21 protein-coding genes are annotated in these 23902 nt (G+C 68.3%); 13 read left to right on the top strand and 8 right to left on the bottom strand.

Annotated features, from left to right (window positions below; translation table 11 throughout):
* Positions 1 to 138 precede the first annotated feature (138 nt).
* Positions 139 to 1023, bottom strand: coding sequence for a LysR family transcriptional regulator (locus tag ACFFDA_RS24850; RefSeq protein ID WP_404479936.1), 885 nt, complete (start codon positions 1021 to 1023; stop codon positions 139 to 141).
* 62 nt (positions 1024 to 1085) lie between these two features.
* Positions 1086 to 2408 carry an amidase gene (locus tag ACFFDA_RS24855; RefSeq protein WP_404479937.1) on the bottom strand — a complete coding sequence of 441 codons (1323 nt, stop codon included), beginning with the start codon at positions 2406 to 2408 and terminating at the stop codon, positions 1086 to 1088.
* Between the two features lie 142 nt (positions 2409 to 2550).
* On the opposite strand from ACFFDA_RS24855, the gene leuC reads away from it, so the two are divergent.
* From leuC to ACFFDA_RS24880, 5 genes are read left to right on the top strand one after another with little or no spacing between them, the layout of a single operon-like run.
* Positions 2551 to 3933 carry a 3-isopropylmalate dehydratase large subunit gene (gene leuC / locus ACFFDA_RS24860; protein ID WP_404479939.1) on the top strand — a complete coding sequence of 461 codons (1383 nt, stop codon included), beginning with the start codon at positions 2551 to 2553 and terminating at the stop codon, positions 3931 to 3933.
* A 3-nt stretch (positions 3934 to 3936) separates the two neighbouring features.
* The gene (gene leuD / locus ACFFDA_RS24865; RefSeq protein ID WP_404479940.1) at positions 3937 to 4578 is read left to right on the top strand and encodes a 3-isopropylmalate dehydratase small subunit; all 642 of its coding nucleotides are present in this window, start codon (positions 3937 to 3939) and stop codon (positions 4576 to 4578) included.
* On the top strand, positions 4571 to 5434 hold the full coding sequence (locus ACFFDA_RS24870) for an oxaloacetate decarboxylase (protein ID WP_404479941.1): 864 nt from the start codon (positions 4571 to 4573) through the stop codon (positions 5432 to 5434). Before leuD ends, ACFFDA_RS24870 begins: the two co-directional genes overlap by 8 nt.
* Positions 5434 to 6555 (top strand): alcohol dehydrogenase catalytic domain-containing protein, encoded by a 1122-nt coding sequence (locus ACFFDA_RS24875; RefSeq protein WP_404479942.1) that lies wholly within the window; start codon positions 5434 to 5436, stop codon positions 6553 to 6555. The genes ACFFDA_RS24870 and ACFFDA_RS24875 overlap by 1 nt, the downstream gene beginning before the upstream one ends.
* Entirely contained in the window at positions 6552 to 7349 is a 798-nt protein-coding gene (locus ACFFDA_RS24880; protein WP_404479943.1) for an alpha/beta fold hydrolase, read from the top strand. The genes ACFFDA_RS24875 and ACFFDA_RS24880 overlap by 4 nt, the downstream gene beginning before the upstream one ends.
* A gap of 129 nt (positions 7350 to 7478) precedes the next feature.
* On the opposite strand, the gene ACFFDA_RS24885 is transcribed toward ACFFDA_RS24880, so the two are convergent.
* The 4 genes from ACFFDA_RS24885 to ACFFDA_RS24900 form a co-directional block, all read right to left on the bottom strand.
* Positions 7479 to 8378, bottom strand: a complete 900-nt coding sequence (locus ACFFDA_RS24885; RefSeq protein WP_404479944.1) for a hypothetical protein — start codon at positions 8376 to 8378, stop codon at positions 7479 to 7481.
* A 75-nt stretch (positions 8379 to 8453) separates the two neighbouring features.
* Positions 8454 to 8852: a c-type cytochrome gene (locus ACFFDA_RS24890; protein WP_404479945.1), complete on the bottom strand. Its 399-nt coding sequence runs from the start codon at positions 8850 to 8852 to the stop codon at positions 8454 to 8456.
* A 29-nt stretch (positions 8853 to 8881) separates the two neighbouring features.
* Entirely contained in the window at positions 8882 to 9865 is a 984-nt protein-coding gene (locus tag ACFFDA_RS24895; protein WP_404479946.1) for a formylglycine-generating enzyme family protein, read from the bottom strand.
* Between the two features lie 21 nt (positions 9866 to 9886).
* Complete coding sequence (locus ACFFDA_RS24900) at positions 9887 to 10858, bottom strand: formylglycine-generating enzyme family protein (protein WP_404479947.1); 972 nt, start codon at positions 10856 to 10858, stop codon at positions 9887 to 9889.
* 160 nt (positions 10859 to 11018) lie between these two features.
* Here ACFFDA_RS24900 and ACFFDA_RS24905 point away from each other — a divergent pair, with 160 nt between their 5' ends.
* The 4 genes from ACFFDA_RS24905 (at position 11019) to ACFFDA_RS24920 (ending at position 15990) form a co-directional block, all read left to right on the top strand.
* Positions 11019 to 11936 (top strand): formylglycine-generating enzyme family protein, encoded by a 918-nt coding sequence (locus ACFFDA_RS24905; RefSeq protein WP_404479948.1) that lies wholly within the window; start codon positions 11019 to 11021, stop codon positions 11934 to 11936.
* Between the two features lie 175 nt (positions 11937 to 12111).
* On the top strand, positions 12112 to 12696 hold the full coding sequence (locus ACFFDA_RS24910; protein WP_404479949.1) for a hypothetical protein: 585 nt from the start codon (positions 12112 to 12114) through the stop codon (positions 12694 to 12696).
* Positions 12696 to 14231, top strand: a complete 1536-nt coding sequence (locus ACFFDA_RS24915) for a tannase/feruloyl esterase family alpha/beta hydrolase (RefSeq protein WP_404479950.1) — start codon at positions 12696 to 12698, stop codon at positions 14229 to 14231. The genes ACFFDA_RS24910 and ACFFDA_RS24915 overlap by 1 nt, the downstream gene beginning before the upstream one ends.
* Before the next feature lie 61 nt (positions 14232 to 14292).
* A complete protein-coding gene (locus ACFFDA_RS24920; RefSeq protein ID WP_404479951.1) occupies positions 14293 to 15990 on the top strand; it encodes a tannase/feruloyl esterase family alpha/beta hydrolase in 1698 nt (565 codons plus the stop codon).
* Positions 15991 to 16389: 399 nt separating this feature from the next.
* Here the strand turns inward: ACFFDA_RS24920 and ACFFDA_RS24925 are convergent, their stop codons facing one another.
* A complete protein-coding gene (locus tag ACFFDA_RS24925; protein WP_404479952.1) occupies positions 16390 to 18771 on the bottom strand; it encodes a TonB-dependent receptor in 2382 nt (793 codons plus the stop codon).
* Positions 18772 to 19047: 276 nt separating this feature from the next.
* Here ACFFDA_RS24925 and ACFFDA_RS24930 point away from each other — a divergent pair, with 276 nt between their 5' ends.
* The 4 genes from ACFFDA_RS24930 (at position 19048) to ACFFDA_RS24945 (ending at position 22401) form a co-directional block, all read left to right on the top strand.
* Positions 19048 to 19554, top strand: coding sequence for a cupin domain-containing protein (locus ACFFDA_RS24930; RefSeq protein ID WP_404479953.1), 507 nt, complete (start codon positions 19048 to 19050; stop codon positions 19552 to 19554).
* 125 nt (positions 19555 to 19679) lie between these two features.
* Positions 19680 to 20657, top strand: coding sequence for an aldo/keto reductase (locus tag ACFFDA_RS24935; RefSeq protein ID WP_404479954.1), 978 nt, complete (start codon positions 19680 to 19682; stop codon positions 20655 to 20657).
* Positions 20657 to 21901, top strand: a complete 1245-nt coding sequence (locus tag ACFFDA_RS24940; RefSeq protein WP_404479955.1) for an MFS transporter — start codon at positions 20657 to 20659, stop codon at positions 21899 to 21901. Before ACFFDA_RS24935 ends, ACFFDA_RS24940 begins: the two co-directional genes overlap by 1 nt.
* On the top strand, positions 21898 to 22401 hold the full coding sequence (locus ACFFDA_RS24945) for a DinB family protein (protein ID WP_404479956.1): 504 nt from the start codon (positions 21898 to 21900) through the stop codon (positions 22399 to 22401). The genes ACFFDA_RS24940 and ACFFDA_RS24945 overlap by 4 nt, the downstream gene beginning before the upstream one ends.
* Before the next feature lie 117 nt (positions 22402 to 22518).
* Here the strand turns inward: ACFFDA_RS24945 and ACFFDA_RS24950 are convergent, their stop codons facing one another.
* Positions 22519 to 23820, bottom strand: coding sequence for an NtaA/DmoA family FMN-dependent monooxygenase (locus ACFFDA_RS24950; protein WP_404479957.1), 1302 nt, complete (start codon positions 23818 to 23820; stop codon positions 22519 to 22521).
* Between the last annotated feature and the right edge of the window lie 82 nt (positions 23821 to 23902).

The following is a 23902-nucleotide window of genomic DNA, read 5'->3' on the forward strand; positions in this document are numbered from 1 at the left end:
CCGCTTGCGGCGCAACCGGAATCGACCCCGCCCGAACACCATACGACAGTACTCCGTGGGTGGCGGGTGGCGGGTGGGGTGTGGGGTGTGGGGTGTGGGGTGTGGGGCGGTGCCGCAAATCCGGCTACCGCCGGGTTTCTAAAGGTTGCGGAACCGATCGAGGACCAGTTCGGCCTGGGGCGTGAGCAGGCTGCCGTCGCGATAGAACAGGCCCACGCGGGTCTGGGCGACGGGCGTTTCGCAGTCCAGCGGGACGATGCTCCCGGCCTGCACTTCGCGGTCGACGACTTCGGATGGCAGCACGGTCAGCAAATTGCTGTCGTCGATGAGGTGGCGGATGAGGTCGATGTTGTTGGTCTTGATGACCTGCAGGGGCACGCTCATCCCGCGCGATTCGAAGAAGATGCCGAAGCCGCGCTGGACGCCTCCGCTGTTGAGCATCGCCCATTGCGCGGAATGGAGATCCTGCAGCGTCGCGGTCCCGCCCTGGGCCAGCGGATGTCCCCGGCCGCAGAACACGCGCGAGCGGTGTTCCCGCAGCGGTTCGATGACGATGCCGTCGCTGCGGTGGATCTGGCCGATCAGGCCGAAGGCGAAATCGATCACCTCGGTCTTCACCATCTCGAGCAGTTCGACGAAGCCGTCGGCCATGATGGTGAAGCGGATACCGGGGCGCTCCCGGTGGATGTCGTTCAGCAGGTCGGGAACCAGATAGCCGGCATAGTTCTGGGTGATGCCAAGCTTTACCTCGCCCACACGCGCCTGCCTGATCGCGCGGACCTCGTCGACCGACTTGTCGACCTCGTTGAGGATGATCTGCGCCCGCCGCAGGACGGAAAGGCCGTAGACGGTCGGCTCCACCCCCTTGGGCCCGCGAATCAGCAACGGGACGCCCAGCCTGGTCTCCAGGCTCTTGATGCTGCGGCTGAGGCCCGACTGCGAGATGAAGCTCTTGTCGGCGGCCTTGAGGAGGTTGCCGGTCTCCACTGCCGCGAGAAGATGCTTGAGCTGCTGGATTTCCACGATCTATGCCCCCGAGGTCAGAAATTCGTCATCGTTATAACATCAACTCATTTGTTGAGCTTCTAGTCAAGGTGATCGTTTCCCGTCTCGACCAGCCTGCCGATCGCCTCGGCCATGGCGATGACCTTGCGGTCGTCAGTCCGCGGGCCGGTCAGCGTCAGGCCCACTGGCAGGCCATTCGCGGCGCGGAACAGTGGCATGTTGACGCAAGGGACGTGGAGCAGCGTGAACAGCCCGTTGAACAGCAGGTCGCCGGTCGCGGCGAGGCCCTGGGGCGCCTCGGCGATGGTGCTCGGCGCCAGGATCGCGTCGTACCCCGTGGCCATGGCGTCGAAGCGGGCGCGGGCCTGGGCGGCGAGGTCGTGGGCCGCACGCAGGTCATCCGCGGAAAAGCCGCCCCCGGTCCGGGCCATCTCGGCGATGCGCGGATGGATGCGCCCGGGCGCCTCGCGGTACTCGGCGAGGAAGGCGCGCTGGCCTTCCTTGAGCATGACGGTCCAGTGGGCCGCCGCAAGGTTCTCGAACGGACCGCCGGGGTCCAGTTCGGTCAGCGCGGCGCCGGCACGGGCCAGGTGCGCGATGGCGGCGTCCATCGCATCGCGCGTCGCGGTTTCGGCGCGGTGCCAGCCGGGGGTGCGCCAGATGCCGATCCGGGCATCTGAAAGCGCGGGGATCTCGGGAGCAGGCTGCGGGGCGGGATCGAACACGTCGAGCAGCAGCGCCAGGTCGGCGGCGGAGCAGGCGAACCAGCCGATCGTATCGAGGCTCGGCGCGAACGGCTTGGCGCCTTCGGTGCTGACCGTGCCCCAGGTCGGCTTGAGCGCCCATACGCCGCAGAAGGAGGCGGGGCGGATGATCGACCCGCCCGTCTGCGTGCCGAGCGCGACCGGCACTTGCCCGTCGGCGACCGCGGCGGCCGATCCGCTCGACGATCCGCCCGGAGTATGCTGGAGGGCATGGGGGTTGCGCGTGCGTGGCGGCGCGCCGATCGAGGCGAGTTCCACCGTCTCGGTCTTGCCCAGGATGACCGCGCCGGCCTGGCGCAGCAGGGCGACGGCGGCGGCGTCCACCGGCAGGTGACGGTCCTTGTAGAACGCGCAGTTGTACCGGGTCGGCATGTCGCGGGTGAGCAGCACGTCCTTGATCCCCACCGGCAGGCCATGGAGCGGGCCTCGGAATGCGTGGGGCGAGGGCGCCTTGTCGAGCGCATCGGCGCGGGCGCGTGCCAGTTCGGGATCGACATGGGCCCAGGCGCCCACCGCCGCGTCTCGCGCGTCGATCCGCTCGAGGAAATGGTCGACCACGGTTCGGGCGGTGGTCTTCCCATCGTGGATGCGGGAGAGGAGGGTGCGGGCGTCGGCGGTGTTTTCGTGCATGGCCGCCATGCTGCCCGCTTGCCCGCCTCGGGAAAATGGCCGACCGCTTCCGCAACCGGATGGCGGTGCCGCCCAAAAAGACGCATTGATCGATGCGTGCACGGCGGGGCAGTCGGACGCAGATGACCGGAACAGGAAAACACCGCCTTCCATGCCGCTGACCTTGTACGACCGGCTCTGGGCCGCACATGTCGTCGCCGATCTCGATGATGGCGGCGCGCTGCTCTACATCGACCGGCAGATGCTGCACGAGGTGAGCAGTCCGCAGGCTTTCGCCGGCCTCGCCAAGGCCGGACGCGCGGTGCGCCGTCCGGCGGCCCATCTCGCGCTGGCGGACCATGCCGTGCCGACCCGCAATCGTGGCGAGGCCATCGCCGATCCGCAGGCACGCGCGCAGGTCGACCTCCATGCCGCCAACTGTGCCCGGCACGGTATCACCTACTTCCCCCTTTCCGACGCCCGGCAAGGCATCGTCCACGTCGTCGGGCCGGAGCAGGGCTTCACCCTGCCGGGCATCACGCTGGTATGCGGGGACAGCCACACCGCCACCCACGGCGCATTCGGCGCGCTCGCCTTCGGCATCGGATCGAGCGAGGCGGAATGCGTGCTGGCAACGCAGACCTTGCCGCAGAAGAAGGCCAGGACGCTGGCAGTCAACGCCTCGGGCACCTTCCAGCCCCATGTCGGCGCCAAGGACCTCGTCCTGGCGCTGATCGCCCGGATCGGCGCGGCGGGCGCGGTCGGCCATGCCATCGAATATCGCGGCCCGGCGATCGCCGGCCTGTCGATGGAAGCCCGCATGACCTTGTGCAACATGAGCATCGAGGCCGGTTCGCGCACCGGCCTGATCGCGCCCGACGAGACGACGTTCGCCTATGTCGAGGGCCGCCCCCGCGCACCGCGGGGCGCGGACTGGGACAAGGCGCTCGCCTACTGGCGCACCCTGCGCAGCGACGACGATGCGGTGTTCGACCGGGTCGTCGACATCGACGTCTCGAGGCTCGCGCCGATGGTGACCTGGGGGACCAGCCCGGACCAGGCCGTCGGCATCGACGCCGCCGTGCCCGTGGCGAACGGCGCCAAGGACCGCGCGGCGCTCGCCTACATGGGGCTCGTCGAGGGGCAGCCCTGGTCCAGCGTCGCGGTGGACGCGGTGTTCATCGGCAGTTGCACCAACAGCCGCATCGAGGACCTGCGCGCCGCTGCGGCGATCCTCAAGGGCCGGCGCAAGGCCGATGGCGTCACCGCGCTGGTGGTGCCCGGCTCCGGCCTCGTCAAGCGACAGGCCGAGGCCGAAGGGCTCGACCGCCTGTTCGTCGACGCCGGGTTCGAGTGGCGCGACGCGGGCTGTTCGCTGTGCGTGGCGATGAACGACGACCGGCTGACGCCGGGCAGCCGCTGCGCGTCCACGTCCAACCGCAATTTCGAGGGCCGGCAGGGCGCCGGCGCGCGCACCCACCTGATGAGCCCGTCGATGGCCGCCGCGGCGGCGCTGTCGGGCCATATCGCCGACGTGCGGACGCTGGAGGGCTGAGCGATGGACAAGTTCGTCACCCTGACCTCGGTGATCGCCCCGCTGCCGCAGGACGACATCGACACCGACATCATCTACCCCGCGCGCTTCCTGCTCATCACCGACCGCGAGGGGCTGGACCGCTACGGCTTCCACGACTGGCGCTTTGATGCGCAAGGCAACGAGAAGCCGGGCTTCCCGCTGGCGCAGGAGCCGTGGCGCGGCGCGTCGGTGCTCGTCACGGGCATCAACTTCGGCTGCGGGTCGAGCCGCGAGCACGCGCCCTGGGCGCTGCTCGACATGGGGCTGCGCTGCGTGATCGCGCCCAGCTTCGGCGAGATCTTCTACAACAACTGCTTCAAGAACGGCATCCTGCCGATCGTGGCCGATGCCGCGGACCATGCGGCGCTGATGGCCGATGCACGGGCCGGGCGGGCGGTGACGATCGACCTCGTCGCCGGGATCGTCCGCCGCGCCGACGGGAGCGACATCGCCTTTTCCATCGAACCGCGCCGGCGCGATGCCCTGCTCAACGGCTGGGACGAGGTGGACATCATCGCCGCCAGCCACGGCCCGGCGATCGCCGCATTCGAGCGGCAACAGCAATCGAGCCAGCCCTGGCTGTGGTCCGGGGATGCAGAACGAGAGGACACGACCATTGGCTGACCCCATCATCCGCCGCAAGCTCGAGGCCGGCGAGTTCTTCGTCGCGCCCGGTATCCAGGACATGATAACCGCGGCCATCGCCAACCACGTCGGCGTCGAGATCGTCTACGGTTCCGGCTACTGGCTGACGGCGTCCGCCTATGGCCTGCCCGACGCGGGGATCGCGACCTTCACGCAGATGCTCGACCGCATGGCGACGCTGGTGAAGACCTCGAACGGGGCGGTGATCGCCGATGCCGATACCGGCTACGGCGGATTGCTCAACGTCCACCACACGGTGCGCGGCTACGAGGAGGCGGGGGTCACCGCGATCCAGCTGGAGGACCAGGAATTTCCCAAGAAGTGCGGGCACACGCCGTTCAAGCGGCTGGTTTCGACGCAGGACATGGTCGACAAGATCAGGGTCGCCTGCGCGGCGCGGCGCGAGGGTGACACGCTCATCATCGCGCGTACCGACGCGCGCCAGTCCGAAGGGCTGGACGGCGCGCTCGCCCGCGCCGACGCCTATCGCGAGGCGGGCGCCGACATCCTCTTCGTCGAGGCGCTGACCAGCGAGGAGGAGATGCGGCTCGCCTGCGACCACGTGAAGGCACCGATGATGGCGAACATGTCCAACGGCGGCCTGACGCCGATGCGCTCGGCGGCGGAGATGCAGGACATCGGCTATGCGCTGGCGATCTTCCCGGCGATGACCAGCCTGATCGGCGCGGCGGCGACGGAGATCGCGCTGCGCCGGATGAAGGCGGAAGGCACCGGCGAGCCCGAGGGCATGCCGCTGTTCGACTTCAAGCAGTTCTGCTCGCTGATCGGCTTCGAGGACGTCTGGGCCTTCGAGAAGCAGTGGGCGCAGGGCTGATGAAGATCACCGCCACGATTCTCGACAGCATCGGCCACAAGGGCCACTACGCCGACACGACTCCGCTGCGTGTCACCGAGGCGGACCTCGACGCGCCCGGTCCCGACGAACTGCTGGTGAAGATCGAGGCCGCGGGCCTGTGCCACAGCGACCTCAGCGTCATCAACGGCGACCGGCCGCGCCCGATGCCGATGGCGATCGGGCACGAGGCGGTCGCCACGGTCGTTTCCGCAGGCCCCGGCGCGCAGGCCCACTTCGCCCCGGGCGAGCGCGTGGTGCTCAGTTTCCTGCCGCTGTGCGGGCATTGCCCTGCCTGCATGTCGGGCGAGGGCTACATGTGCGCCAACGGCGCCGCGGCCAACGGTGCCGGCACGCTGCTCGGTGGCGATATCCGCTTGTCCGAGTGCGGGCATGCCGTGCACCATCACCTCGGCGCTTCCGCTTTCGCCAGCCATGCGGTGATCGACCGGCGCTCGGCGGTGAAGATCCCCTCCGACATTCCGGTCGAGATCGCCGCGTTGTTCGGTTGCGCGGTGCTGACCGGGGTGGGCGCGGTGCTCAACACGGCGGCGCTCAAGGCCGGCGAAAGCGTTGCCGTCTATGGCCTGGGCGGCGTCGGGCTCTCGGCCCTGATGGGTGCGATCGCCGGCGGCGCGCAGCCGGTGGTGGCGATCGACCCGATGCCCGAGAAGCGCGCGCTGGCGCTCGAACTGGGCGCGGTCGCGGCGCTCCATCCGGCCGAGGGGCAGGACGCGATCGTCGCCGCTCTCGGCACGAAGCCGGACCTCGTCGTCGAGACCGTGGGCAAGGCGGCAGTGCTGGCCGATGCCTATGCCCTGGCGCGGCGCGGCGGGCGGATCGTCACCGTGGGCCTGCCCAATCCGGCGGAGATGCTGTCGATCCCGGCGGTCTCGCTGGTGGGCGACGGCAAGACGCTGATGGGCAGCTACATGGGATCGGCGATCCCCGCGCGCGACATTCCGCGCTACATCGCCCTGTGGCGGGCGGGTCGCCTGCCGGTCGACCGGCTGCTCACCTCGGTCAGCCCGCTATCCGAGATCAACGCCCTGTTCGACAAGCTGCACTCCGGCGAAGCGATCCGTCAGGTCGTGATCCCGTGAGCGCGATCCGCAAGACTTACGTGGACGGGCCCCAGGGCCAGGTGCACGCGCGGTTCACCGCGCCGGTGCCGGGCACCGTCCCGCTGGTCTGCCTGCATGCCACGGCCTATTCCTCGCAGAGCTTCCTGCCGCTGATGCGGTCCTTCGCCGGTCGCCGGCAGGTGATCGCCATCGACGCCCCCGGGTACGGCGAGTCCGACGCGCCCGTCGCGCCGCTCGACATGGCCGCCTATGCGCAGGCCACGCTGGCGGCGCTGTCGGAGCTGGTCGAGGGGCCGGCGGTCGTTCTGGGCTATCACACCGGCGCCTACGTCGCGACCGAGATGGCCATCGCCCGACCCGACCTCGTCGACCGGCTGGTGCTCATCGGGGTGCCCTATTTCCAGGCGCTCGATTTCGCGTTCTGGAAGGCCAAGCTCGCCGCGCGTCACACGCTGGGCGAGGAGCTCGGCCAATTCGCCGAGCGCTGGGCCTATTTCGTCACCAACCGCCACGCCTCCGTCACGCTGGAACGCGGCTTCGCGAACTTCGTCGACGAACTCAAGGCCTGGCCGGACGGCTGGTGGGCCCACGAGGCGATGTTCGCCTACGACAGCGACACACGCCTGCCGCTGGTGGAGCGCCCGGTGCTTGTGCTCAATCCGGAGGGGCACCTCGCCCCGGCGTCGCGGGCGGCGGGGGCATTGCTGCCGCTGGCCACCGTGCGCGAGATGCCGGACCTGTCCGGCCCGGTGCTGGAAGCCGCTCCCGATGCCCTGGCCGCCGCCATGGAGGAATGGCTGGGCCGGCGGTGAAAGAGCGTGAGTGGGTCTGATTGAACCCTTCCCCGTCATTCCCGCCTGCGCGGGGATGACGGGCTTTGCCTTTGCGAACGATGCGGCTTCGGCGTGACCCGACCCCGGCGAGGCGAACCAAGCCTGCGCTCACTTCCCCTTCGCGGGCTTTTCCGGCGGCACGAAAGCCTGCGCGAACATCGTGTCCTCCAGGGCCTCCATGGTGAACGGCTTGCCGCGCACGGCACGAGCCACGTCCTCGGGGACGAGCGTGTAGTCCTTGCCGTCCACCGAGACCTTCAGCTTGCCCGACAGCACGAACATCAGCCGGTCCATGTCCATGTCGCGCGAGGGGACGATCGTGCCCTTGGCGAGGTACGTCTCGCGGGCGGTGTAGTTGGCGAGGCTGGCCGTGCGGACGCGGTAGCGGGCGGCATTGGCAGGAGCATTGGCAGCCGCCGCGCCGATCGCCTCGACGTACCTGCCGCCGTCCATCCAGGCGGCCGCGGGCTCGATCGGGTGGTCCTTCGCCAGCGACCAGAACCCGGTGGGGTCGTTGTGGATGCCATCGATGTTGACCGCGAACTCGAGGTCGATGCCGCCGCCGCGCCGGATTTCCTCGCCCGAGTGGTAGACGCCCTTCTGGTGGAGCGCGAAATCGCCCGGTTCGGTCACGACGGCCTTGTCGTCGACGAACTGCACGCGGTGCGCCTGCCAACTATAGAGGATGGTGTCGGTCTTGTTGATGTGCCGGTGCGTGCGCACGCCGTTGGCGAAGCGGATCGCGCGGATCTCGCCGGTGGGGAAGGTATAGACCTTCACCTGCAGGCGCGCGGCGTCGTAGGGGATCTCGGTGGCGCTGCCGGCCTGGGCATTGATGAAATTGCCCCAGCGCTCCCACGCGTAGACCGTGTAGAGCGGCACGTCCTGGTGCAGGATGACGGGCGTATCCTGGGGCTTGCCGGTCTCCCCCACCGACCACGCCGGGCTGCCCGCCAGGAATGCGCCGGCGATGATCGCCATCTTCGTCAATCTGCCCAGTCTGCGCATTCTTGTCTCCATACGGATGGGATATGGGGCCGGTACCAGCGGGACGTTCACGTCCCACCGGCCTGCCGTGCCCCGTTACTTCACGGTCTTGAGATAGGCGATGATGTTCGCGCGGGCGGGTTTGCGGGGCAGGCCCATGAAGTGCATCTTGTTGCCCTTCACCACGGTCGCCGGATCGGTGATCCACTTGTCGAGCGTGGCATCGTCCCAGGTCAGGTTGGAGGCCTTGAGCGGCGCCGAATAGGCGAACTTGGCGCGGCGGGTCGCGGCCTTCGAGCCGTAGACGGCGAAGAGGTTGGGCCCGACGCCGTCGGGCTTGGCCTTGTCGACGGTGTGGCACACGCTGCACGGGCCGAACTGCTTCTTGCCCATGACCGGGTCCGGTGCCGGCGCTGTTTGTGCCTGGGCCTGGGCGGGCAGTACGGGCAGGGCGACGACGGCGGCCAGCCCTGCCAGGCCGATAAGATGCTTCATGTCTTTCATTCCTGTCTGGAAACGGATGGTCACAGGTCGCGCACGACGCGGATGCCCGAGGCGACCGGGCGGTTCTCGCCCGGCTGGCCGCCGCCGCGGGTCGCCGGACGGGCGAGCCATACGCGGCTGTGGAAGGCGCCGCCCTTGGTCACCCGGTGCGTGCAGTCGCCGCCGTTGGCGGCGGTCTGGGCCGATCCGTCCGCGGGCAGGCTGGCATGGTCCTCGGCGGCGCAGTCGGCGACCCATTCCCACACGTTGCCGAGCATGTCGTAGAGGCCGAAGGGATTGGCGTCGTAGCTGCCGACTGGCACGGTGTAGCTTTCGCTGTTCGAGCACATCAGCTCGTCCGTCCAGCCGTCCGAGTTGTTGATCTTGGCCCAGGTGCCGGTGGTCATGATCCGGGCCTTGCCGCAGATGCCGGCGACGCCCTCGCCCCAGTAGCGCGTGGTGGTGGTGCCGCCGCGCGCGGCGTATTCCCACTCGGCTTCGGTGGCGAGGCGATAGGCGTGCCCGGTCTTCTTCGACAGCCAGGCGGCATAGTCGACCCCGTCGTCGTAGCTCACGCAGACGGCGGGATGGTCGTCGGTCTGGTCGAAGCCCGGCTTCTGCCAGTTCACGACTTTGCCCGGCGTGCCGGCCCAGCTATCGTTCTCCGGGTTGTAGTCGGCGCATTCGGCGGGGATCGGGCGGCTGGTTTCCTGCACGAAGCGTGCATACTGGGCGCGGGTCGTCTCGGTCGTCGCCATGGCGAAGGGCTTGGCGATGGTGATGTCGCGGACCGGGCCTTCATGGTCGCCGAACGAGGCCGGCACGCCTTCGCGGGCGCGCTCCTCGGGGGTCGATCCCATCTTGAAGCTGCCGGCGGGGATCACGACCATCGTCTGGCATTCGGGGCAGTCCTGGAACGTCTCGCCAGGCTTCTTGCCCGCTGCGCCGTCGGCGGCCTGAGCACCGGCCGGGAGCGCGACGATGGCCAGCGCGGCCATGGCGGATTTGCGCAACAACATGGGCATTTCAATCCTTCTCGAAAGGGGTCAGTCGATGGCCCGGGCCACCCGGAAACCGACCGCGAACATGTGGAGATCGGCGGGAATCGGCGCGCCGCGCACCGCGGAGCGGGTGAGCCAGAAAGGCGTGTGGAAGGCGCCGCCCTTGAGGTAGTGGCGGGTGCAATCGACACTCGCGTCCCGGGCGGTGCGGGCGCTGCCGTCGGCATGCCCGTCGGCGTTGTCCTTGCTGTTGCAGTCTGCCGCCCATTCGAAGGCATTGCCGGCCATGTCGTAGAGGCCGAAGGGGTTGGCGGCATAGGATGCCACCGGCACCGTGAAGCTGCGATCGGTGGAGCACACCATCCGGTCGGCCAGGCTCTTCGGCCAGCCCAGGCGGGACAGCGTCCCGGCGGAGAGCAGGTTGGCGGCCGCGCAGCCCGGCTCGGGGGCATCGCCCCAGTACCACGGCGTCGTGGTGCCGCCGCGCGCGGCGTATTCCCATTCGGCATCGCTGGGTAGGCGGTAGGCCTTGCCGGTCTTCTTCGAGAGCCAGACGGTGTAGGCGACCGCGTCGTCATAGCTGACGCAGACGGCGGGGTGGCTGTCGTCCTGCTCGAAGCCGGCGTTGTGCCAGTTGTAGCCGGGCTGCGGGGACCAAGTGTCGCCCTTGGCCTCGTGGACGCCGCACCCGGCGGGGTCGGGTCGCCTGGTGGCCTCGACGAAGGCGCGGTACTGGCCGCGCGTCACTTCGGTGCGGCCGATCGCGTAAGGGTGGGCGAACGTCACGCGGTAGGTGGGGCCCTCGCGGTCGCCGAACAGGGGGACGATGCCGCTGGCCGCGCGTTCGGACGCGGTCGATCCCAGTGTCGCCGATCCGGCCGGGACCACCACCATGTCGGGACAGTCACGGCAATCGGCGAAGCGCGGCGCGGCGGGGCTTTCTCCGGCTGCAACCGGGGCCAGCGGGAGGATGGCGATGGCCATGCCGGGAATCAGCCATGAAATGGGGCGGCGCATCGAGTCCTCGCGATCTGGGCTACGGTGAATGACTGAAGGGCTTGGGCGGCCGTGCCCATATGGCAGCCGGTCGATCCCCGCTATGCGGTGAGATCGGACGAACCGCGCGGCGAGCGAGCGGATCGACGGTAAGGCCAGGGGGCAGCCTGGAGGATCACCGATGAAACGCCTTGCCCTCATGACCCTCGTGCTGGCGCTGGCCGCTACGCCGGCCGCCGCGCGCGAGCACGAGCCGGGCGAGAGCTTCCGCGACTTTCGGGCAGCGCCCGTCATGGTCGTGGTGCCCGCAGGGTCGGCGACGCTGGGGTCGGACGAGGCCGAGACCACGCGCGAAGGGCGCACTCCGGCCTTCGCTGCCTGGGAGCGGCCGCGCCGCGAAGCGGTGTTCGCGCACCCGTTCGCGGTCGGCAAGTATCACGTCACGCGCGGCGAGTTCGCCGCGTTCGCCAAGGCGACCCACCGCCCGATGACCGGCTGCGTGATCGCCCGTGACGGCAAGTGGAGCGACGGTCCGGTGGCCGCCAACAGCTATGCCGACGTCGGCCAGCCGCAGCGTGACGACGAGCCGGCGCTCTGCGTGAACTGGGCCGATGCCAATGCCTATGCCGACTGGCTCAGCCGCAAGAGCGGCGCCCACTACCGCCTGCTGACCGAGGCGGAGTGGGAATATGCCGCGCGCGGCGGCACCCGCACGGCGCGCTGGTGGGGCGACGAGAACGCCTCGATCTGCGGCCGCGTCAATGGCGGGGACAAGGCCTACGCCGCTGCCATGCCGGCCGACAAGACCGCCAATCTCGCCTGCTCGGACGGCTTTGCCTTCACCAGCCCGGTCGGCCACTTCGCGCCCAATCCCTTCGGGCTGCACGACATGCTCGGCAACGCCTGGCAGTGGGTGGCGGACTGCTTCGCGCCGGTGCCGGGGGGCGCGCAAGCCGAGGCCGAGTGCAAGTCGCGCTCGATCCGGGGCGGTTCGTGGCACAACAGCGTCGCGACGCTGCGGCCGGCGACGCGCTTCAGCCTGCCGCCGCAGATGCGCAGCAGCAGCCTGGGCTTCCGGGTCATGCGCGAGATGCCCTGAAACGGGCGATCGGCCGCCGCCTTTCCGGCAGAATACCCGCATACTGGTGAAGTCGTTCGCGCCAAGGCCCAGCCGATTGACGGCCGGCCGGCCGGGCGTAGGCTCCGTCGCCAAGCCGTTCCCGCGCGTCCCCAAGCCGCAGCCGGCCATTCAACGATCACAACAGGGACTTTCCATGCGTCACCTCAACTATCGTTCGCTCGCCATCGTGGCCGCGCTGCCGCTCGCGGTTCTCGGCGGGCCCGTGCTCGCCAGGGATGCGGCTCCGGCCGGCTGCAAGGAGAAGACCCGCGCCTGCCTCGAAAGCGTGGCGCGCAGCTACATCGACGCGCTCGTCTCGCACGACGGCTCGAAGATCCCGCTGACCCCCGACGTGCGCCGGACCGAACAGGGCCTGACCAACGCCAAGGGCGAGCACGAGGTACGCGAGAGCTTCGTGCGCACCAACATGGTCGAATCGACGACCGACGTGCGCCTCTACACCGATGTCGCCAAGGGCGAGGTGATCGCCTTCTTCCTGCTCAACGTCGACCTCAAGGAAGCCGATGCCAACGCCACCACCAAGGCCGGCGACACCGACTACAAGGTGGCCGTGACCAAGCCGGCGGGGACCTACACGGTTCACGAGGCGGAGCGCTTCGGGATCGTCGGGGGCAAGATCAGGGAGATCGAGATCATCGCCCACGTAGAGGACGGCAAGGGCCAGGGCTCCGGCTGGCCGGTCGAGCGCGATGCGGCGGTCAAGGGTGAGAAGAAGTGATGCTGGGGCGTCTCATCGGATTCTTGGCGGCCCTTGTCCTGGCCGCACAGCCCCTTGCCGTGCAGGCGGCCGCGCCGGTTGCCCCGCTGCCTTCGCCGATCGGCACGGGCGCGCCCGCGGGTGATCCGTTCGCGGCGTGCAAGGCGCTCAAGGACGTCGATTTCTCGCTGACCAAGGACGCGCCTTCGCTGATCGTCAGCGCGGTGCCGCAACAGGCGAGCGCGGAACTTCCCGCGATGTGCCTGGTCAACGGCCGCATCGCGCCGACCATCGGCTATCGCATGTGGCTGCCCCTCGCGACCTGGAACGGCAAGTTCGCGCAAGGCGGCTGCGGCGGGCGCTGCGGCGACATCCTCGACGACGGCTGCCAGGTCGTCGTCGCGCGCGGCTACGCCTGCCTGGCTGCCGACCTCGGTCACAAGGGCACGTTCTACGACGACCTCTGGGCGATCGACAACGTGCTGGGCGACATCGACTTCGGCTTCCGCGCCACCCACGTCGCCAACATCACCGGCAAGGCCGTGACAGAGGCGTTCTACGGCAGGAAACCGCGCTATTCCTATTACTTCGGCGCTTCCACCGGCGGTCGCCAGGGCCTCGTATCGGCGCAGAACTTCCCCGAGGACTTCGACGGCATCGTCGCCGGCGAGCCCGCGATGGGGACGCCCGGAGTGGCCCATCCCGAAGTCGGCCCGGCGCTCTACGGCAACGTCGCGTCGCTGCACGAGGACGGCAAGCCGATCATCACCCCCGCCGACGTCACCCTGCTGCACGACACTGCGATCGCCCAGTGCGATATGGACGACAACGCCAAGGACGGCATCATCTCCGATCCGCGCCGCTGCAGCTTCAAGCCTGCGCAACTGCTGTGCAAGGGCGAGAAGACCGCGACCTGCCTGACGCACAAGCAGGTCGCCGCGCTCGAGCACGTCTATGCCAACGGCGCGATGCCGGGCTCCGAGATCGCCTGGTTCGGCGCCTATATCGGCAAGGACGGCGGCCCCGGGCGCTACGTCTGGAAGATGAAGAACCCTTACAAGTATCCCTATGCGTGGATATTCAACGACGCCACCAATCCGGACCTGCGCGCCTTCAAGGCCAAGGGCGGCAAGCTGATCCTCTACCAGGGCTGGGCCGACGAGGCGACGTACCCCGCAAACCCGGTCGCCTACTACGAGACGGTCCAGAACCTGATGGGCGGGCGGGCCGCCACGCAGGACTTCTTCCGCCTGTTCATGATCCCGGGCGAGAGCCACATTCCCGCGACGGCGGGCGGCGCCGAGACGGTCGACTATCTCAGCTACCTCGAAGCCTGGGTCGAGCGCGGCGAGGCGCCGGACGTGCTGCTGGCGCAGAAGATGAAGACGCTGGCCCGCTTTGCCGGCCCGGTCACTTATGCCCAGTACCTCAAGCCCGACAACGTCGAGTTCGCCCGCCCGGTCTATCCCTATCCGGTGCAGGTCCGTTACACCGGCAAGGGCGACGTGAACGACGCGGCCAACTGGCGGCCCTTCACACCAAAGCCCTTGCGCTGAATTCCAAAGGCCCGGCCGCTCCCAGCGACCGGGCCTTCTCTTTTCGAACAGGAGGACGACTATGCGTTTCCGCACCTTGTGGGGCTGGATCGCGGGGGGAGCGCTTGCGCTCCTGCCGCTGGCCGGCGCCCCTGCCCAAGCAGCGCCCGAACCGATCAAGGCCCCGCTTGAGGCCCCGATCAAGGCCCCGATCAAGGCCCCGATCAAGGCGATGAGCGCCGCGCCCGGCCTCAGCGGCGGCGAAGGGGGCAATTCCGGCCCCGTCACCGTGACACTTGAGCCGGCCACCAAGGCCGACCCGATCCTCAAGACGATCGTGGGCCAGCCCAAGGCTCCGCCCACCGGCGACGATCCGGCGACGCGCTGCGTGCTGCTGTCCTACAAGGACCTGACCAAGATCAAGGACGCCCCCGCGCAGATGCTCAGCGCCAGCGTCACGCCGGGGAAGGACGGCGAGCCCTCGCTGTGCGAGATCAGCGGCTTCATCGCCCCGCAGGTCGGCTTCACGATGTGGATGCCGCTGGAGAACTGGAACGGCAAGTACCTGCAGACCGGCTGCGGCGGCCGCTGCGGCAAGCTGCTGCCCGACACCTGCCTGATCCAGTACAAGCGTGGCTACGCCTGCATGGCGCACGACCTGGGCCACCGCTCGACCACCTACGACAACGTCTGGGCCATCGACGACGTGCCCGCCGAGATCGACTTCGGTTTCCGCGCCACCCACGTCGCCGCGATCGTCGGCAAGGTGATAACCGAGGCCTATTACCGCAAACCGCCGGTCCACAGCTACTTCATCGGCGCTTCCACCGGCGGTCGCCAGGCGCTCGTGGCGGTGCAGCGCTTCCCGAAAGACTTCGACGGGGTCATCGGCGGCGTCGCCATGGCCAAGGTCCCCGGCGTCGACCCGAACGAGCCTTACTCGATGGGCGGCAAGATCCTGTGGCAGGACGGCAAGGCGGTGCTGACCGCGGACGAGATCCGCATGGTCCACGCCGCGGTGATGGCCAGGTGCGACGCGGCCGACGGCCTCAAGGACGGCATCATCACCGACAGCAAGGGCTGCACCTTCCAGCCGGCTTCGCTGCTGTGCAAGGGTGAAAAGGCGGCCACCTGCCTCACGCCCAAGCAGGTCGCGACGCTCGACACCATCTATGCCGGCGGCACCCAGCGCGGTTCGGAACTGGGCTGGATCGGGGCCTACGTAGCGCAGGACAACAGCAAGGGCCGCTACATCGCGCGCACCGAGGACGGTTACAGCTACCCCTATAGCTGGGTCTTCAACGACAGCTCCAACCCTGACATCCGCCCGTTCCAGAAGGCCGGCGGCAAGTTCATCCTCTACGGCGGCTGGGCCGACGAAGTGGTCAATCCGGTGGGCACCTCGAGCTACTACGATGCGGTCGAGAACCTGATCGGCAGCCGCGCGGAGACGCAGAAGTTCTTCCGCACCTTCATGATCCCCGGCGAAAGCCACATCCCCGGCAACGTCGGCGCAGAGAGCATCAACTATCTCTATGCGCTCGAGAAATGGGTAGAGAAGGGCGAGGCGCCCGACGTGCTGGTGGGCCACAAGCTGAAGACCATCACGATCATGCTCGGCCCGATCGTGCTCGACCAGGACATGGTGCCGGAGAACTATCTCTATTCCCGGCCGAACTACCCCTATCCCATCCAGTCCCGCTACAAGGGCAAGGGCAACCCCGACGACGCTTCGAGCTTCGCGCCGTGGGACCCCAAGGCCCGCAAGTGGATGCGGTAATTCAGCCGAAACGGAACGGCCCTCTCTTCGCGAAGGGAGAGAGGGCCAGAACAACCGTTCTTGACTGAAGGTGGACAGAACGCCGCCCCTCGAAAAAGGGGCGGCGTTCTGCGTTCGGGAAGGGCGATACGGGAGGGGAAGGTGTTGCCCGTACGTCGCCCGGAACGCGATGAGCGGGAAAGCACGTCGCCGTAAAGTCACCCCGCTCCAAGCACGTTCTGGGTGAGGGCGGGTGCCCGATTGCGGGGGTTCACTAAGTACCAGGCAAGGTCGTCGGGCAACGTTCCTCTCGTCCAAAGTGCCCCCACCGACCCGGCCAAACGGAAAGGGCCGCCCCGATGCCGGGACGGCCCTCTTTCGTATCGGCGGGAGCGGCATTACACCGCTCCCGTCGTGGGATCAGAACTTGCCGTTGACGCGCAGGCCGATCTGGCGCGGCGGGGCGACGGCGCCGAAGAAGGCGTAGTACGTCTGCGACGAGCCGAAGTCGCCCCCGGTGGAGCCGGCGGTATAGCTGCGGTCGTTGAGGACGTTGTTCACGAACAGCTCGACCGTGCGGGTCTCGTTGCCCACGCCCAGGCGCCAGTCGACCTGGCTGCGGCCGCCGATCCACGCCAGGTTGGCGGCATCGACGTACTGCTTGCCGCGATAGACGTAGGCGGCATTGGTGTAGAAGTTCCAGTCGTCGACCAGCGGCGTCTCGTAGGACAGCACGGCCGAACCCGAGAATTCCGGCGAGTTGGCCATCGACACGCCGTCGAGGTCGGTGGTGCCGAACTGGAGCTGGGTGCTGAGGCTGGAGAAGTCGTTGCGGCTGGTGTGGTTCCACGCGAAAGTCGTGGCGAGCGAGATGCTGGGCGTGAAGTTGTAGTTGCCCTGCCACTCGACGCCGTAGACTTCGGTCTTGCCGACGTTGACGGTCGCGGTGATGGTCTGCGTGGCGGTGGGATCGGTCACCGGACGCGGGTGGATGACGGCGCCGTAGACGATCTGCTGGTTGCTCAACTTGCCGTAGTAGCCGTTGATGTCGAAGTAGCCCTTGCCGCCGGCGAAGCTGCCCTTGAGGCCGACTTCCCACATCTTGAGCTTCTCCTCCTTGTAGGAGGTATCGGTGACGCCCAGGACGTTGCCGATTTCGGTGATGACCAGCGGGTCGGTGTAGCTCAGCAGCAGTGCGTTGAAGCCGCCCGGACGGGTGCCCGATGCGTAGGACGCGTAGATCTTGCGACCCTGGCCGATGTCGTAGTCCAGCGCCACGCGCGGGTTGAAGCTGCGGAAGGTGTCGCGCAGGTCCACCGTCTGGACGTTGGTGACGGTGTTGAGCTGCTGGTTGCGGCGCTTGTCGATCTGGTAGCGCGCCTCGGCGCTCAGCGTCAGCTTTTCATCCAGCATCTTGAGGTAGCCGCCGCCGAAGAAGCCGTAGGTCTTCGTCGAATCGGTGCCGAGCTGCTGGGGCGAGCCGGAGATGATGCCCGTGGTGCGCGACTGGAACGCGGTGATCGCCTGGATCTGTGCGCGTGCGTTGATGTAGTTGGCGCCGGCCGTCCAGCTGAACGGCAGGTCCGGGTTGGAGTTCAGGCGCAGTTCCTGGCTGAAGTCGCGCGACTTGTTGATGAGCGAGTAGAAGTAGTTCGAATAAGGGAACTTGGTGGTCTGCTCGACCGGCTGGCCGATCCCGTCCGCGACCTGGATCGTCGCGTTGGTGTGGTAGCCGGTGATCGAGTTCAGCTTGAGGTAGTCGCTGATCTCCCAGTCACCCACCAGGTGCATGTTCCAGGCGTTGCGCTGCAGGCCGACATCCTGGTCGAAGCCTTCGCCGTCACCCAGCTTGCTTGCGAAGATGCGGTCCTTGAAGGCCTGGGGAATGTCGGTCTTGATGTAGTTGATCGAGTTCGAGCGCGAGGGGATCTTGCCGCAGAAGTTGGTGCGGGTCGATCCGGTCGGGGTGCAGTTGTCGAGGCTGGCGGGCAGGAAGATCGTTGCCGACGCGCCGTCCTTGTCGTGGAAATAGTTGGCGTAGCCCTTGAACGACAGCGTGTCGGTCGGCGTGAACTGCGTCGTCAGCGAGACGGATTCGCGCGAACGGTCGCCCAGCTTGCTGCCGTCGTAGTCGTTGGTGGTGTAGCCGTCGGTCCCTTCGGCGAGGCCGGTCAGGCGCACCTTGAGGACGTCCTCGATCACCGCGCCGGAAATGCTCGCCTGCACGCTGCGCAGGTACTGCATGCCGATCTTGCCTTCGACTTCGCCCGACCATTCGTTGTTGATCGACTTGGTGCGGTAGGAGACGGCGCCGGTCATCGTCGAACGGCCGAAGTAGACGCTCTGCGGGCCGCGCAGGACTTCGACCGCGCCGATGTCCATGCCGCCCGGGATTTCGTTGCCGACCACGGCCGCGCCGTCGAGGAACATGCCGCCGGCCGCGACGACGCTGCCGCCCTGGCCCAGGTTGAGGCCGCGGAAGATCAGCGGACGGGTGCCGCCGCGGTCATTGCGCGAATAGCCGGGAGTGTAGTCGCTGAACTGCAGGCCGGGCACGAAGTTGGCGAGCTTTTCGGTGCTGTTGATGTCCAGCTTGTCGAGCTGCTTTTCGCCGACCACGGAGATGGCGAGCGGCACGTCGACGATCGATTCGTCGCGACGGCGCGCGGTGACGGTGATCTCACCGGCGGGAACATCGGCATCGGCGGCAGGTGCCTCGGCAGCGTGGGCCGCCTGCGGTATCATCGCCATGCCGGCCAGGGCCGTGGCACCATAGAGCGCGGTGACTAAAGCGTGTCTCATAGTTTTCCCCTTGATGTCTTTCTCGTCGGACTCGCGGTTCGATGTCCGGGAAAGGTTAAGCCCCGCCGTCTTATGGATGGGTCTGGCTATCGGCTGTGACCGACCATGATGATGCTGGCGTTCGCCGGCCGGTCACAAGATCACTCAAAGGATCGCCCATCTATCGGGTAAACCGGCCGGGGGTGATGCGCAAAACGCATGGATGCAGTCTTGAATGTGCGCATCGCCGCTGCGCCGGCTCGAGTGTGCGCGGCACGGCTGCAGGAGATCGCTTCGATGACCCACATCTTTCCCGAAAGGCTGACCGATGGAGTCCGCCATATCGTCACCGGCGTCGATGGTGCAGGCAAAGCTGTCGTAGTGTCCGACAGTCGATTGACGGGCGACGAGCGCGCGCTGGTGCTGTGGGGCGCCGATGCCCCGCCGGTGATGGGCGATGCGGCCTCGCCGCCGGTGCAGGGCTGGTGGCCGCCGCCGGGCGGAGTGCGGGTCAGCCTGTCGAGCCGCCGCCCCGACCGCGCGCCTGCCTCGGCGCCGGCGGCCAACGCCTGGCCCGACATCAACGATGCCGCCGGCTTCCATGCCAGCGCGAGCGCCGACGTCATCATCGTCATTTCCGGGACGATCTGGCTGGAACTCGACGATGGCGTCGAGGTCGAGATGCGCGCGGGGGACACGCTGGTCCAGAACGGCACCCGCCACCGCTGGCACAACCATGGCGAGGAATGGCCGGTCATGGCCGTGGTCATCGTGGGGGCCGAGCGGCCGGCGGGCGCGGCGTGACGGCGCCCGCAGAGCGGGCACACCGTGCATTGCCTGTCGGCATCGCGAGGCGCTGATATAGGCTCGCGTTCAACCGGGCAGCCCTTGCCCTATTTTCATATGTTCCGGGGAAAGACGTTACCGACATGCAGTACCGCCAGCTTGGCCGTTCGGGCCTCACCGTTTCCGTCGTCGGCCTCGGCTGCAACAACTTCGGCGGCGCGTCCACCAGCATCGCCGGAGCCAATGCCGCCTATGGCCTGATGGACCTCGAACAGACCCGCGCCGTCTGCGACGCGGCCTTCGATGCCGGGATCAACTTCTTCGACACTGCCGATCTCTACGGCAACGGCGGCTCGGAAACCTTCCTCGGCGAAATCTTCAAGGACCGCCGGGGCGAGGTCGTCCTGGCGACCAAGTGGGGCGCCGGCATGGACGGGCGCCACGACATCGCCTGGGGCTCGCGCCGCTACATCCGCCAGGCCTGCGAGGCCAGCCTGCGCCGCATGAACACCGACTACATCGACCTTTACCAGATGCACTGGCAGTGCGCCCGCACCCCGGTCGAGGAGACGATCGCCGCGCTCGACGAACTCGTCCAGGAAGGCAAGGTGCGCTACGTCGGCCATTCGCACTTCTCGGGCTGGGAACTGGCGGATGCGGACTGGATCGCCAGAACGCATGGGCACGAGCGCTTCATCTCGGCGCAGAACCACTACTCGCTGCTGGAGCGCAGCGCCGAGAAGGACCTGATCCCCGCCTGCGAGCGCTTCGGTGTCGGCCTGCTGCCCTATTTCCCGCTCGCCAACGGCTGGCTCACCGGCAAGTACCGCCGCGACAAGCCGGCGCCCGAAGGCACGCGCATGGCCGGCCGCGTCATCGACGACCGCACCTACGACATCATCGAGGCGCTGGCCGCCTTCGCGCAGGCGCGGGGTCTGAGCATGGTCGACGTCGCGATCGGTGCACTCCTGTACCAGCCGAGCGTAAGCTGCGTCATCGCCGGCGCGACCAAGGTGGAGCAGGTGGTGTCCAACGCCGGGGCCGCCGACTGGACCGCCACGGCCGCGGACATCGCCGAACTCGATGCGCTGCTGGGCGGCGCGGCGCCGGCGGGGCACTGATGACGGCGGCCCTGAAAACGGCCCGCCGCGCGGAGTTTCGCCGGGCCTGGCCGGTCGTGCTCGCCTCGGCCTTCGGGGCGGGGACGGGCGCGGTGCCGCTGGCCTTCTACAGCTTCGGCGCGCTCGTCGATCCGCTCAACAAGGCCTTGGGCTGGACCCGCACGGAGATCACCGCCGCGCCGCTGTTCCTGACCATCGGCGGGCTCGTCGCCGGGGTGTTGGCAGGCGGCATGGCCGACCGCTTCGGCGCGCGGCGCGTGGTGCTGTGGTCGCAGGCCGCGCTGGTGCTGGCTTTCGCCGGCCTGTCGTTCCTGCCCCCGTCGCTGCCGCTGTTCTACCTGGGCTATGCGCTGCTGGCGGTGCTGGGCGCTGGCACCATGACGATGACCTGGAGCCGGGCGATCACCGGCTGGTTCGTCTCGGGCCGCGGCCTCGCGCTCGGCCTTTCGCTGGTCGGCACCGGGACCATCGGCGCAGTGCTGCCGGCCTACATGTCCTGGCTGGTCGCGGACTACGGCTGGCGCGGTGCCTACCTCGGGCTGGCGGTGTTGCCGCTGGTCTTCGGCATGCCGCTGACGTTCCTGTTCTTCCGCGAACCGCCGGAGGAACCCACGGCCGATGGCGTCCTCCTCCCGGACACGCTGGCGGGCAGCCACAGCTTCGGCGAGGCGCTGAAGACCCGCTGCTTCTGGCAGATGGCCATCTCCTTCTCGATCGTGGCGCTGGCGATCGCCTCGGTCATCGTCCATTGCGTGCCGATGCTGACCGACCGGGGCATCGCCTCGGGAACGGCGGCGGGGCTGGCGGGACTGATCGGCATCGCCGTGACTTTCGGACGCCTGGTCAGCGGCCTCCTGCTCGACCGGATGCGCGGGCCTTCGGTGGCCTTCCTGATGTTCGGCCTGCCGGCGCTTTCGTGCCTGCTGCTGACGGTGGCGGGCAGCAACCTGTGGCTGTGCGGGGCGGCGATCGTCCTCGTCGGCCTCGCGGGCGGCGCCGAGCACGACATCGCCGCCTACTTCTGCGCGAAGTACTTCGGCCGCCGCCACTATGGCAAGATCTATGGCCTGCTCTACACGCTCTACGGCGTGGGCAGCGGCTTCGGGCCGCTGCTGGCGGGGCGGACGGTCGATGCCACCGGCAACTACACCCTGGCGCTCTACGCCGGCGCAGCACTGTTCGCGCTGTCGGCCGTGCTGATCGTCAGCCTGCGACCGCCGCCGCCGCTCGCCGAACCGGCATGAAGGAGCACATGCGCCGCATGGCGCGCTACAACCGGTGGGCCAACCGCAGGCTCTATGCCGCCTGTGCCGACATCCCGGACGAGAGCCGCCGCCGCGACGTCGGCCTCTATTTCGGCAGCGTCCACCTGACGCTCGAGCACCTCATCAAGACCGACCGGGCCTGGACGCACCTGCTGCGCGGCGGGACGCTGGCCGACATGCCCGCGGTGCCGGTCCCGCAGGACTTCCCCGCCTTGCGCGCCGCGCGCGAGGAGCACGACGCGCTGTTCGTCGCCTGGATGGACGACCTCGAGCCCGACTGGCTCGATGGCCCGTTCGCGTTCAGTTCGACCCTGGGTTCGTGGCAGGGGCTGACCTGGTCGGATACCCGCGGCGGCACGTTGGTCCACTTGTTCAACCACCACACCCACCACCGTGGGCAGGCGCACACTGGTCTGTCGCTGCTGGGCGCGGAGCCGCCCGCGCTGGACATGCTGGTGCAGGGCATGCTGGGGGAGTAAAGATCCGGCCGGCGTCCCGGACCTGATCCGGGAGGCCGGGCGGTTCGGCACTTTGCACACATACGAAAAGGCCCCGTCCGCCATTGCGGATCGGGGCCGAACGTTCCTCCTGCGGCGTCAGAACGCCTTGAGATGCCCGCGCAGGGTATCGGTGGTGTATTCGCCACGCACCAGGCCGCGCCGCTGCAGGATCGGCACCAGGCCGTCGAGCACTTCGGCGAGGTAGCGGCGGGTCAGCGGGCGGGCGTGCATCAGGAAGCCGTCGCCGCCGATCTCCTCGATCGCCGCCTGCATCTGGTCGGCGACCTGCTCGGGCGTGCCGATCAGCTTGAGCGAGGTGGTCTCCTGCTCTGACAGCGTCTCGCGCAGGGTCTTGCCCTTCGAGAATGCCTTGAGGCTGGCGATCATGCCCTGGAACCCTTGCGTCACCCCGGCCGGATCGATGTCCGGGAAGGGGGCGTCGAGGTCGAACTTGGTCCAGTCCATGTCGGTGTGCAGCGTCAGGCGGCCGAGGCGCTGGGCGAGGATCGCCGGCGTCATGCCGACCACCTCCTGGTAGCGCTGCTGCGCGGCTTCCTCGGTATCGCCCAGCACCGGCGAGATCAGGTACATCACCTTCACGTCGTCGGGATCGCGGCCGTGCCTGGCGACGCGAGCGCGCACGTCGTCGCGGAAGTCCTTGAGCGCCTGGACGCTGTTCTGCCCGAACGTGGAGCACAGGATCACGTCGGCGTGCTTGGCCGCGAAATCACGCCCGGCGGGCGAGGAGCCGGCCTGGCAGATCGCCGGGCGCTCCTGCGGCGAACGGGTGACGTTCAGGGGGCCCAGCGACTTGTGGTACTTGCCCTCGAAGGTGAACTCGCGGAACTTGGTGGGATCGACGTAGCGGCCGGTCTCGGCGCTCATTTCCCAGGGGTTCGGGTCCCAGGCGTCCCACAACTGCTTGACGAGGTCGAGCATTTCGTCGGCGATCGCATAGCGCTCGTCGTGCGGGGGCTGCTTGTCCTTGCCGAACGCCTGCGCCGCCCAGTCCTCGGACGAGGTGACGACGTTCCAGCCCGCGCGCCCGCCCGAGATGTGGTCGACCGAGTTGATCTGGCGAGCCAGCAGGAACGGCGGGTAGAACGAGCTGGAGAAGGTGCCGATGATGCCCAGCTTGCGCGTGGCTTCGGCCAGCACCGGCATCACGATCATCGGATCGATGCGCGGTTCCAGGTTCTGCTTGTCGTTGGTGAGAACGACGTGGTCCTCGATCATGATGAAGTCGAAGCAGGCGCCTTCGAGCTGGCGCGCCATGTCCTTGAGGAACGACAGCGTCTGCCAGCGTTCGGGAAGGATGTCGTTGCCGGCCCAGCGGTCGGCGCCGTTGGCCGTCCAGCCGTGCGCGCGGGGGTTGGTGAACCAGGCTAGGTGAAACATGACGACTCCAGTGTTTTTAGCGGCGGCGAACGGCGCTGCCTTCCCATGGCGCAGATGATGGTCGGGGCGGGTGCCGCCGGAC

The organism is Novosphingobium sp. BL-52-GroH, assembly GCF_044813085.1.
Taxonomy (GTDB): domain Bacteria; phylum Pseudomonadota; class Alphaproteobacteria; order Sphingomonadales; family Sphingomonadaceae; genus Novosphingobium.